The organism is Pseudomonas syringae group sp. 243L2, from assembly GCF_032587875.1.
Taxonomy (GTDB): Bacteria; Pseudomonadota; Gammaproteobacteria; order Pseudomonadales; family Pseudomonadaceae; genus Aquipseudomonas; species Aquipseudomonas amygdali.
In genome coordinates this window covers 222811-235525 of the sequence record NZ_JAWHPL010000013.1, presented here as the reverse complement: position 1 = coordinate 235525, position 12715 = coordinate 222811, and the positions used below count along the sequence as shown (strand labels likewise).

At 58.8% G+C, this 12715-nt stretch carries 6 protein-coding genes; 3 read left to right on the top strand and 3 right to left on the bottom strand.

All coding sequences use genetic code 11. From position 1 onward, the window contains the following. Positions 1 to 82: 82 nt before the first annotated feature. Positions 83 to 1672: an ABC-F family ATPase gene (locus RYB66_RS06780; protein WP_002553692.1), complete on the top strand. Its 1590-nt coding sequence runs from the start codon at positions 83 to 85 to the stop codon at positions 1670 to 1672. A gap of 63 nt (positions 1673 to 1735) precedes the next feature. Here the strand turns inward: RYB66_RS06780 and RYB66_RS06775 are convergent, their stop codons facing one another. Next, the gene (locus RYB66_RS06775; RefSeq protein WP_016981269.1) at positions 1736 to 2869 is read right to left on the bottom strand and encodes a lactonase family protein; all 1134 of its coding nucleotides are present in this window, start codon (positions 2867 to 2869) and stop codon (positions 1736 to 1738) included. 164 nt (positions 2870 to 3033) lie between these two features. Here RYB66_RS06775 and RYB66_RS06770 point away from each other — a divergent pair, with 164 nt between their 5' ends. After that, positions 3034 to 4227 carry an MFS transporter gene (locus tag RYB66_RS06770; RefSeq protein WP_005743621.1) on the top strand — a complete coding sequence of 398 codons (1194 nt, stop codon included), beginning with the start codon at positions 3034 to 3036 and terminating at the stop codon, positions 4225 to 4227. Between the two features lie 252 nt (positions 4228 to 4479). Further along, the gene (locus RYB66_RS06765; RefSeq protein ID WP_316894106.1) at positions 4480 to 7143 is read left to right on the top strand and encodes an autotransporter outer membrane beta-barrel domain-containing protein; all 2664 of its coding nucleotides are present in this window, start codon (positions 4480 to 4482) and stop codon (positions 7141 to 7143) included. Positions 7144 to 7159: 16 nt separating this feature from the next. On the opposite strand, the gene glgB is transcribed toward RYB66_RS06765, so the two are convergent. Further along, on the bottom strand, positions 7160 to 9385 hold the full coding sequence (glgB, locus tag RYB66_RS06760) for a 1,4-alpha-glucan branching protein GlgB (protein WP_005743619.1): 2226 nt from the start codon (positions 9383 to 9385) through the stop codon (positions 7160 to 7162). After that, positions 9382 to 12708 (bottom strand): maltose alpha-D-glucosyltransferase, encoded by a 3327-nt coding sequence (gene treS / locus RYB66_RS06755; protein WP_005743618.1) that lies wholly within the window; start codon positions 12706 to 12708, stop codon positions 9382 to 9384. The genes glgB and treS overlap by 4 nt, the downstream gene beginning before the upstream one ends. Between the last annotated feature and the right edge of the window lie 7 nt (positions 12709 to 12715).

The window sequence follows — 12715 nt, the reverse complement described above, 5'->3', positions numbered from 1 at the left end:
AGCTCCGGTCGGGTCTAAAACCCGACACCCGCTGACACCAGCGCTCCCCAGTTATTGCCCAAGTTATTGATAGGTAAAGTAATTGATCTCCACAGCTAACATCACGATGCAGTTCGGCCCCAAACCCTTGTTCGAGAACGTCTCGGTCAAGTTTGGCGCCGGTAACCGTTACGGCCTTATTGGCGCGAACGGCTGCGGCAAGTCCACCTTCATGAAAATCCTCGGTGGCGACCTCGAGCCTTCGGGCGGTCAGGTGATGCTGGAGCCGAACGTACGACTGGGTAAGCTGCGCCAGGATCAGTTCGCCTACGAAGAATTCACGGTGCTCGACACCGTGATCATGGGCCATGAAGAGCTGTGGAAGGTCAAGGCCGAGCGCGACCGCATCTACTCGCTGCCGGAAATGAGCGAAGACGACGGCATGGCCGTGGCCGAGCTGGAAACCGAGTTTGCGGAAATGGACGGCTACACTGCCGAGTCCCGTGCCGGCGAACTGCTGCTGGGCCTGGGTATCGGCATCGAGCAGCACAACGGTCCTATGAGCGAAGTATCGCCCGGCTGGAAACTGCGCGTGCTGCTCGCGCAGGCACTGTTCTCCGATCCGGAAGTGCTGTTGCTCGACGAACCGACCAACCACCTGGACATCAACACCATTCGCTGGCTGGAAAACATCCTCACCCAGCGCAACAGCCTGATGATCATCATCTCCCACGACCGTCACTTCCTGAACAGCGTGTGCACGCACATGGCCGACCTGGATTACGGCGAGTTGCGCCTGTTCCCGGGCAACTATGACGAGTACATGACCGTCGCGACCCAGTCCCGCGAGCAATTGCTGTCCGACAACGCCAAGAAGAAGGCACAGATCTCCGAGCTGCAATCGTTCGTCAGCCGCTTTTCGGCCAACGCATCGAAAGCCAAGCAGGCAACGTCCCGAGCCAAGGCGATCGACAAGATCCAGCTGGCCGAGGTCAAGCCGTCCAGCCGTGTCAGCCCGTTCATTCGTTTCGAACAAACCAAAAAGCTGCACCGTCAGGCGGTCATTGTCGATCGCATGGCCAAAGGCTTCGATGGCAAGACACTGTTCAAGGACTTCAGCTTCCAGGTCGAAGCCGGCGAACGTGTTGCAATCATCGGTCCGAACGGCATCGGCAAGACCACCCTGCTGCGCACCCTGGTCAACGAGTTGCAACCCGATGCAGGCACGGTCAAGTGGACCGAAGCAGCGGAAATCGGTTACTACGCTCAGGACCACGCTCACGATTTTGAAGACGAATCTACCCTCTTCGACTGGATGGGCCAGTGGACGCAAGGCGGCGAGCAAATGGTACGTGGCACTCTGGGCCGCATGCTGTTCTCCAATGACGAGATCCTCAAGTCGGTCAAAGTGATTTCCGGTGGTGAACAGGGCCGCATGCTGTTCGGCAAGCTGATCCTGCAAAAACCGAACGTGCTGGTGATGGACGAACCGACCAACCACCTGGACATGGAATCCATCGAAGCGCTGAACCTTGCGCTGGAAAACTACCCGGGCACCCTGATTTTCGTCAGCCACGACCGCGAGTTCGTGTCCTCGCTGGCAACCCGCATCATCGAACTCAGCCCAAGCGGCGTGATCGACTTCAGCGGTACCTACGACGACTACCTGCGCAGCCAGGGCGTTTCGTTCTAAGCCTGTCAGGCTGCTACAGCAAAAAGCCCTGTCTTGTGACAGGGCTTTTTATTTTCAAAACCGCTACTGGCCCGGCTGGCTGAGCATTTCAATCCACAGCGCACCCTTGCCCGAGGGCGCTTCGCTGACCCGCTGCAAGGCACCGTTCGCCGCAATGGCGTAACTACCGACCTTGTCGCTTTTCTCACCGCTCACCAGCAACCAGCGCCCATTGGGTGACACCGCAATGTTGCGTGGCTGTTTTTCCTGCACCGGATAGTTTTCGACAAACGTCACCTTGCCACTGGCAGGCTCGACCTTGAACACCGACACGCTGCTGGTAGTGCGCTCGCTGATAAACAGCCACTTGCCATTCGGCGCGAGGCGAATGTCTGCCGCCCAGATACGCGGGGTAGGATCGTCCTTGAGATCGTTGTTGCGTGCATCGCGGGCTTGCCCCTGCGCCAGGTTCAAGCGTTTCGGGATACCGTCCGCCTCGCCTGTCTGCTTCAACGCACCGGTTTTCTGGTTGATCGCGAAGGCAGTGACGGTGCCACTCATTTCGCCAACCACGTACAGAAATTTGCCATCGGAAGAGAATGCCAAGTGGCGCGGGCCGGTATTCTCGGCAACCGCAACGTAGCCCTCGCCAATGGGAACAAGCTTGCCGTCTTTTGGCTCCAGCCGGTATTGCAGAACACGATCAACGCCAAGATTACCGGCGTATACAAAACGGTTGCTCGGGTCGGTGCGCACCGAATGCGCATGCATGCCGGTCTTGTAGGTCTGGATACTGTCGCTTGGGCGGTGTTGCGCATCGATGGGCTGTACGCTGAGCAAATCGGCACCATAGGATGCGCCGAACAGGAAGCGCCCGCTGCGATCGGTAGACAAATAGGCCAGGCTCTCGGCCAATGGTGCCTGGCTCAGCGGCTTGAGATGCCCTGTTGCAGGCTCGATGCTGAAACTCAGCACTTGATAAGGCTTGGAACGCAGCGCTGCAAATAACGCTTTGCCGTCCGGTGAGATGGCCATCGGATTGACCTGGTCTCCGGCTTTGGTCTGCTCGACCAGGCTGAGCGCGCCGCTCTGCTCATCCAGACGGTATTGGGATATAAGGCCGTCAGTGGGACTGGAAATGTAAGCAAACGTGGCTGCCTGGGCAGGCAGGCCAAACGAACAACCGACTGCAGCGGCCAGCAATAGAATATTTCTCATGGTGAACCTTTTTATTATTGTGGTGTGATCAGTCATCCTATGACCATATCTACAGAACAGCAACTGCCTGATAATCAGCCCCCATAAAACCGTTAGCCTGCTTTCTTTTAGTCACAGTGCACGCCATGATGAGGCACTCCCACCGCCTGCCAGCGAAGAGCCCAATGCCTGCCGCACACTCCGGTTCCATGACGATTACCCTGCAGATCGTTTCCATCGTTTTATACACCTTCATCGCCTTCCTGTGCATCGGCCTGCCTATTGCGGTGCTGCCCGGCTATGTTCACGACCAGCTGGGTTTCAGCCCGTTGATTGCAGGCCTGACCATTGCCTCGCAATACCTGGCAACGCTGCTGAGTCGACCTTTTGCCGGCCGGGCGACCGACACGCTGGGCAGCAAGCGCTCTATCGTGTTCGGACTGTGGGGCATCGTCATCAGTGGCAGCATGACGTTACTGGCAACGCTGCTTCAGGAGTTCGCCACGTTGAGCCTGTTGATTCTGATCGTTGCGCGACTGTTTCTCGGCGTTTCCCAAGGGCTTATCGGAGTTGGCACTATCAGTTGGTGCATCGGCAAACTCGGCGCAGAACATACGGCCCGATCAATCTCGTGGAACGGCATCGCGTCCTATGGTGCGATAGCCATTGGTGCACCGCTGGGCGTGATTGTCATCGATGCCGTGGGTTTCAACAGCCTGGGGATCGCCTTGATCGTGATGGCAGGGCTGGCACTTTGGCTGATCCGCAACAAGCCATCGGTACCGGTCGTAGTCGGTGAGCGCCTGCCCTATTGGTCAGTGTTCGGCCGGATCGCGCCTTATGGTCTGGGACTGACGTTGTCCTCCATCGGCTACGGCACGCTGACCACCTTCATCACCCTGTTTTATCTAAGCCGCGGCTGGGAAGGTGCGGCCTATTGCCTGAGCATGTTTGGCGTGTGCTTTATCCTCGCCCGCCTGCTGTTCATCGGTGCCATCAACCGCCTCGGCGGCTACAACGCGGCCATCGTCTGCATGGCTGTGGAGATCTGCGGACTGCTGATGCTCTGGCTTTCACCGAGCAGCGGCATTGCTCTGGCTGGGGCCGGACTAACCGGTGTGGGGCTTTCACTGGTCTACCCGGCGCTGGGCGTGGAAGCGATCAAAAGCGTACCTACCCCCAGCCGAGGCGCAGGCCTGAGTGCCTACGCTGTGTTCTTCGATCTGGCCTTGGCAATTGCCGGCCCTGTAATGGGGGCTATTGCCTTGGGTCAGGGCTATGACTGGATATTTTTTTACGCGGCGTTGCTGTCGGTGTGCGCGCTGGCGCTGACAATCTGGTTATCACGCCGCACCGCCAACCAAACATATCCAGCATGAACACTACTTTTAGCGCATAAGTTTTTTACTTGTAATTCCAATAGTTGGTAGAAAAAGTTTAAATCTCGCCACCGGTCGGTCAACTTCTTGACGCATCGGCCAACGACCTCTTGACTTCGTACTGCGGGCCTTGAAAACAGGCCCGCAAAGCGACCGTCGCCAGCCTTGGGGCGACGTCACTGAGCGTGGCAGTCTGGCGCCTTGATCCGTTTCGATTGCCTCCCTGCTGCCTGCCTGGCCGGGAGAGCTGTCATGAAAATCCGTTGTATTCATCTGTACCACACCCGTAATGTTCTGCCATTCATTATGCTGGCCATTATCCCGTCCTGTGCGGAGGGAGCCTGCGCACTTGGGTCCTCGACGTCGTCCGGCGTTCAAGTCTGCGACAGTGACATCAGCGGCCCATTTATCGGTCTGAGCGGCAATCACATTCTGATATTTCCCAAAGGCGGAACAGGCACGGTCGCCGGCGATATCAGCTATGGGTCAGGAATCGACAGCGTTGATATGCAGTCAGGCCGTATTCTCGGCAACGTCACCCAGAGTGCCGGAATCGACTCATTCACGTTGTCGGCGGGCGAGATCAGCGGCGGCCTGAACCAGGGCGACGATCCCGACGACTTTTTCATGAGCGGCGGTACGCTGGGCTCGCTGGCCCAGGGCGACGGGCGAGATACCTTTCTGATGACCGGAGGCACCATCACTCGTGCGTTCGAGGACGGCGACGTTGCGGTGATGACCGGCGGCAGCATTGGCCGAGTTGACATGAAGCTCGACAACAACGTGTTCGAGATGTCCGGTGGCACGATCATCAACAACCTGGTAACCGGCTTTGGCAGGGATACGATCACCCTCTTGGGCGGCTCTGTGGGCGGCAATGTCAGCGTCAGCGGCGGCGACGACCTGATCACCCTCAGCGGTGGCGATATTCGTGGTGAAGTTCGTGCCAGCGCCGGTAATGACAGCTTCAATTGGCTGAACGGTGGCTACGCCCGCAACAGTGTGTTGATGGCCGACGGCGATGATGCGGCGCGGCTGTACAACCTGAGCGAATATTACCTGAGCGCCAACCCGCTGCTTGACGGCGGCCCTGGCAATGACGTGCTGACGTTTGATAACACTGTGTCTTTGCAGCCGGGTCGCTATGGCAACTGGGAGACCGTCAACCTGAGCAACGGCTCGCAGCTGGATCTGGCCGGGGCGCTGGTGCTGGGCGACAGCACAAGCGATACAGGTGCGCTGAATATCGACGCGGGCAGTAGGCTGACCTCAACCTCCGGCAGTGTCGTCCCGTTTAACCCGGCATCCCAAGCCACGCTCGATAATGCCGGAACGCTGGCCCTGATCGGCGCAGGTCATTCGCTCACCGACACACTGACTGTGAGAGGCAATTACACCGGTCGCGATGGGAGACTGCTGTTGCAGTCGGCGCTTGGCGATGACGCATCTGCCAGCGACACGCTGGTAGTTGCACAGGGACATATCAGTGGTTCAACCCGGATAACCGTCAGCCGTTCGGGCGGCCTGGGTGCCTTGACTCAAGGCAATGGCATCGAAGTGGTGCAAGCTATCGAGGGTGCCAGCAGCGACAATGCAGCGTTTTCGTTGCAAGACCCACTGTCCGCTGGTGCCTATCAATATTATCTGTTCAAGGGAGGAGCCTCTGCCGGCTCAGAGAATAGCTGGTTCCTGCGCTCTGCCATGATTTCTCCGCCGCAGCCAGCGCCCTCGCCTGTCGAGCCAGCACCTGAACCAGTACCGTCTCCTTCACCGTCACCCATCCCGACACCTGAACCTGAGCCTATAGCCGAGCCACCAACAACCTCCGAGCCTGCGCCTCAGCCCGCACCGCCCAATCCACCGGTCAGCCCGGTGCCTTCCCTGCCCGCAGCTACATTGCCAGTACCCGCCCCGGGAACCCCGCCATTACCGCAACCTGTTCGCGGCGCAGCGCCGATTGCCCTGTATCGCCCCGAGGTCGCCAATTACTCGGTAGTGACGCCCGTAGCAGCATTACTGACCCAGAGTTCACTGGGCACCTTTCATGAGCGCCAGGGTGATCAGGCGCTACTGGCCCAATACGGCATGGCGCCTGCCGGATGGGCACGTGTGTTTGGCAGCGACTTCAGGCAACGCTGGTCTGGAGACGTGAGCCCAAGCCTGGACGCTTCATTCAAGGGCTACCAGATCGGCCATGATCTGTATGCCTGGCACTTGGAAAACGGGTGGAGCCAGCGCGTCGGGCTGTTCGTCGCGCATAACCGTCTGGATGGCAAGGTGAAGGGTTTTGCTGAAGGTTTCAGAAACTACGAAACAGGCCATCTGAAACTGAACGGGGAAAGCCTGGGTGCCTACTGGACGCTGACGACACCCGGTGGCGGGTACGTTGACGCAGTCGCGATGGGCACTCGCCTGGACGGCCGCAGCCGCTCCGTCTGGGGCTCAGGTGTCGACATTGAAGGCCATGTGATGAGCCTGTCTGCAGAGGCCGGGTATCCGCTGCCACTCTCACAGCGCTGGGTTGCAGAGCCTCAGCTACAGATCATCTACCAACGCATAGACCTTCAGGACCAGCATGACGGCATTGCCCATCTTGGATTCGACAGCCAGGCTTACACCACAGGGCGTATTGGTATGCGTTTCAAGGGCAGCTATCAGGTAGCAGGCGCACCGCTAGAGCCCTACCTACGGGCCAGCTTTTGGCGCACTGCGGGTGGCCATGACGCGCTTACGTTCGATCATGCAGAGCAGATCAGGGCTCAGCATCGGTCAACGACGGGCAGCCTGGGCGCAGGAATGATTGCGAAAATGAGCAACAGCGCCAGTGTGCACTGGAATGCTGACTGCCTCCGTGATCTGGACGACCACGGCGCAGTCGGAACAAGTACCAGCCTGGGCATCAGGCTGGTGTGGTAATGCATAAAACTTTGGCTTACACCTTGACTGGTTTCAGGATCAGCACGGCAAGTGGCGGCAGGTTCAGTTTCAGTGAAGCCTCCATCCCATGTGCTGGCTCGTCTTCGGTGTTCACTTCCCCACCATTGCCCATGTTAGAACCTGCGTAGGTTTCCGCGTCGCTGTTCAGCAACTCAGTCCATGCACCTGACACCGGCGCGCCGACACGATAATCCAGGCGCGGCACTGGCGTCATGTTGGCCACCACCAGCAGCGGCTCGCCATCATTGCTCCAGCGCAGGTAGGCAAACACGCTATTGGCCTGGTCGTCGCCGATCAGCCACTGGAAGCCCGCTGGATCAGCATCGCGCTGGTGCAACGCCTTTTCCTGACGATAGATTCGGTTCAGGTCGCTGACCAGCTTCTTCACGCCAATATGTTCAGCGTATTTCATCAAGTACCAGTCCAGTTCACGGTCGTGATTCCACTCACGCCACTGACCGAATTCACAGCCCATGAACAGCAGTTTCTTGCCCGGGTGCGTCCACATGAACGACAGATAAGCGCGCAGGTTGGCGAACTTCTGCCAGTGGTCACCCGGCATCTTGTCGATCAGCGAATGTTTGCCGTGTACCACTTCGTCATGGGAAATAGGCAGTACGAAGCGCTCTGACCACGCGTACACCAGGCCGAAGCTCAGCTTGCCGTGGTGGTGTCCGCGATTGATCGGGTCCTCCTCCATGTACTGCAGCGAATCATGCATCCAGCCCATGTTCCACTTGTAGTTGAAGCCCAGCCCACCCTGCTGGGTCGGCTCGCTGACACCCGGCCACGCGGTCGACTCTTCCGCAATCACCATGGTCCCTGGGGCTTCCAGCGCAACTACGTCGTTCAAATGACGCAGAAAGTCGATTGCCTCGAGGTTTTCGCGTCCGCCAAAGCGATTTGGCACCCATTCGCCTGCATTACGCGAATAGTCGCGGTACAGCATTGACGCCACCGCATCCACGCGCAGACCGTCGATGTGGTAATGCTTGAGCCAGTGCAACGCCGAAGCCAGCATGAAGCCGTGAACTTCGGTGCGCCCCAGGTTGTAGATCAGCGTGTTCCAGTCCTGATGGAAGCCTTCCTTGGGGTCGGCGTACTCGTACAGCGCGGTGCCGTCGAACTGCGCCAGGCCGTGGGTATCGGTCGGGAAATGCGCAGGCACCCAGTCAAGAATCACGCCTATTTCAGCCCGATGACAGGCGTCAACGAACGCGGCGAAATCTTCCGGCGAACCGTAGCGAGCAGTCGGTGCAAACTGGGCCAGCAACTGATAGCCCCATGACCCCCCGAACGGGTGCTCCATGATCGGCATCAGCTCAATGTGGGTGAAGCCGAGTTCCTTCACATAGGGAATCAAGCGGTCAGCCAGCTCGCGCCAGTTGTACTGTCGCCATTGACCGTCTTCGTGCTGCTCCATCTGCCACGAGCCTGCGTGCAGTTCGTAGATCGACAGCGGCGCGGCAACATCGTGGCGGCCTGTCCGTGATTGCAGCCATTCCTGGTCGTTCCACTCGAATTGCAGTGGCGCAGAGACCTTTGACGCGGTGTCGGGCGGCAGCGTAGTGGCCAGAGCCATAGGGTCGCTTTTCAGCGGTAGAATCCCGTGGGCACCGAGGATCTCGTATTTGTAGACTTCACCGGGCTGCAGACGCGGAACGAAAATCTCCCATACGCCGGTCGGGTGACGCAGGCGCATCGGGTGACGACGACCATCCCAGCTGTTGAAACTGCCGACCACCGACACACGGCGGGCATTCGGCGCCCAGACCGCAAAGCGCACACCGTCGACGCCATCGACGTTGGTCACTTGCGCGCCCAGGCAACTGCTCAGGTCGCGGTGGTTGCCTTCGGCAAACAGATAAAGGTCCATCTCGCCCAGCAGCGGACCGAAGCTGTAAGGGTCCTCGGTGATCTGCTCGCCGCCAGCCCATTGGATTTTCAGCAGGTAAGGCTGTGGCTGCTCGAGATGACCGACGAAAAACCCCGGCACCTCGCTCATTTCCATCTCGCCCAGCTCGCGACCATCATCTTTGGCCAGCAGACGCACGCTCAACGCAGCGGGCAGATAGGCACGAACGTATTGCCCGCTGCCGCCGTCACCGTGCGGACCCAGGATCGAGAAAGGATCACGGTGTTCCGCGCGGATCAGCGCGTCGAGGTCCGCAGCAGCGGGAATCGCGCGGCGGCCTGTGCCGGTTTTGTGAGGCGCATTCATATTGGCTCTCCATCAGACGGTTGCAGCAACCCACGCAAGCCTTGCAAGGGAACGGCCAACCAGGCTGGACGATTCTCGGCTTCGTAGATCACTTCATAAGCAGCTTTTTCAAGAGTGAACAATTCCAGTGCGGCGTCCTCCCCTTTTGCATCTTTCCAGGCATGAGCCATTCCGCTCGTTGCCGAGCGATAACCTTCGATAAAGGCTTCCCGCGCCTGCGCCAGGTAGGTCTCGGCGACACGTTTGCGAGCACCGGCAGCCTCAGGCGAGGTATCGACGCTTTGTGCGCTGCGTACTGCCATGGCGGCAGCGTAGTCAAACGAGCGCAAAACACCGCTGACATCCTTGAACGGGCTGTGCTTGGCACGGCGTTCTTCAAGTGCGCGGGCCGGTTCACCCTCGAAATCGATCAGGTAGGCATCGCCTTTGACCACCAGCACTTGCCCGAGGTGCAAGTCACCATGCACGCGAATCCGCAGGCCACCTGCCGAGCGCTTGGCCAGACCTTCGACGCGCTGACGAATCTGCTTGCGCTGTGCAAGCAAATCGCTGACCAGTTGCTGATCGTCCTGTTCCAGATCGCCCTTGCGCTGCTCAAGCAGTTGCAAGGCGCGCTCAAGCTGAGCATTGACGCTGGTTCCGGAGGCCTTGCTGTCCTGACTGCTGGTGACTTCAACAGCGAAGTCTGCATTGTCGGTAGGCGACGCCAGAATCTGGTGCATTTCACCGAGACGCTGACCAAGGCTACGCGAAAAGTCCGCCAGCTCCAGCAACGCATTGTAATGCTGTTCCTGGCCGGAAACGCCATGCGCCAACTCATCGCGTACTGCGCGTTCCAGATTGTTCTGTGTCCACTCCCAAGCGTCACCCTGATTGCTCAGGTAGCCTTGGGCAATCATCAGCAGATTCGGTTTTCCGTCGTTGCCGACACGCACCACAGAGCCCAGCAACGGCGAGATATTCTTGAAGCCAGCGTTGGTCAGGAAAGCACCCATTTCCAGCTCCGGGTGCGTCCCGGCACTGACTTTACGAATCAGTTTGAGCACCAGGCTGCCACCGACGACCACCGAGCTGTTCGACTGCTCGGCAGACAGGTAGCGCACTTCCGACTCTGCGGTGAGGGCGAGCGGTGCCAGCTGCGAACTTTGCTCGAAACGCAACTCGCCGTCAGCGCAGGGGATGACCGTATCCGACTGCATGCCCTGAATCACTGCACGAATGAAGGTTTCCAGGGTAAACGCATCGGTGATCAGCCCTACATCACGATTACGCCGCACTCTGGCAAGTGCCAGTTGCTGTGGCAACGCGCTGCTGATGTCGTCTTCGGCGAGCAAGCCGAATGGCAGCTGATAGCGATCGGTCTGGCCGTCTGCAGTCACTTCTATTTCGCTGAGCAACACAGGGTGCGCCTCATCGCCGAAACGCACCGCATACGCGATATTGACCTGCTCTATGTCCTTGCCCTTGCCTGCGAACCAGCGGCGTTTTGGCAAGTAAACAGCCAGTGACGTTTTTTCCATGGTGCTGCGCAGCGGCTCTTCGAGCAACTCCTCAAGGCGCTTCTTGAGCACCAGAGTCGGGAAGTCCGGCATGCTCTGCGCGGGTTCAACGTGCCAACTGGGCATTTGATTCTCCGAAGCCAGTAAAAACCAGTAAAAACCATACGGCGGGAGCGTCAGCAAATAGCTTAACTGCCCGATAGGCGGAAATGCGCTGCCACCGAGCATTTCCACCGGCACTGTGCCTGCGTAAGCCGACAGCTCAAGCTCTGCAGCCTGAGCGGCGCTGGAAACGTTGGCAACACACAACACCACTTCGCTGTGACCATCGGGTGCCGTGTACTCGCGGGTATACGCAAGAATGCGGCGGTTCGACGGCGAGAGCATTTTCAGCGTGCCACGCCCGAATGCCTTCTGCTGTTTGCGCACCGCCAGCATGCGTCGATTCCAGTTCAGCAGCGAGTGCGGGTCACGCTCCTGAATTTCGACGTTGACCGACTGAAAGCCGTACATCGGGTCCATGATCGGCGGCAATACCAGGCTGGCCGGGTCGGCCCGCGAAAAGCCGCCGTTGCGGTCGATCGACCATTGCATGGGCGTGCGCACACCGTCCCGGTCGCCCAGGTAGATGTTATCGCCCATGCCGATCTCGTCGCCGTAATACAGCGTCGGCGTGCCGGGCATCGACAACAGCATGCTGTTCAACAGTTCGACCCGGCGGCGGTCCCGATCAACCAGTGGTGCCAGGCGTCGACGAATACCCAGGTTGATCCGCGCGCGGCGGTCAGCGGCATAGTAATTCCAGAGGTAATCACGCTCACGATCCGTCACCATTTCCAAGGTCAGCTCGTCGTGGTTGCGGAGGAAAATCGCCCACTGGCAATTCTCCGGAATTTCCGGTGTCTGGCGCAGAATATCGGTGATCGGAAAGCGGTCTTCCTGCGCCAGCGCCATGTACATGCGCGGCATCAGCGGGAAGTGAAACGCCATGTGACATTCGTCTCCATCCGGCCCCTTGCTGTCGCCGAAATACAGCTGGGTGTCTTCCGGCCATTGATTGGCCTCGGCCAGCAGCATGCGGTCCGGGTAGTTCGCATCGATCTCGGCGCGAATACGCTTGAGCACCTGATGGGTTTCCGGAAGGTTCTCGTTATTGGTGCCATCGCGTTCGATCAGGTACGGGATAGCGTCCAGACGCAAACCGTCAATGCCCAGGTCCAGCCAGAAGCGCATGACTTCAAGCACCGCATCAAGTACATGCGGGTTATCGAAGTTCAGGTCTGGTTGGTGGGAGTAAAAACGGTGCCAGAAGTATTGCCCGGCGACCGGGTCCCAGGTCCAGTTGGACGTTTCTGTGTCGAGAAAAATGATCCGCGTGCCGTCGTACTTCTGGTCGGTGTCCGACCAGACATAGAAATCCCGTGCCTTGGAGCCGGGCTTGGCATGACGCGCTTTCTGAAACCACGGGTGCTGGTCGGACGTATGGTTGATAACCAGCTCACTGATCACCCGCAGGCCACGCTTGTGCGCCTGGGCAATGAAGCGCTTGGCATCGGCCATGGTGCCGTAATCGCTATGCACATCGCGGTATTCGGAAATATCGTAGCCATCGTCCCGGCGCGGCGACGGGTAGAACGGCAGCAACCAGATGGTGTTGACCCCCAGCGCGGCAATGTAGTCGAGCTTTTCGATCAAGCCCGCGAAATCGCCGATCCCGTCGTTATTGGAATCGAAGAACGATTTCACATGAACCTGGTAAATCACCGCATCCTTGTACCAGAGCGGGTCTTTGATGAATGTCGCGTCACCGGGCTTCTTGGCCATTACTGAC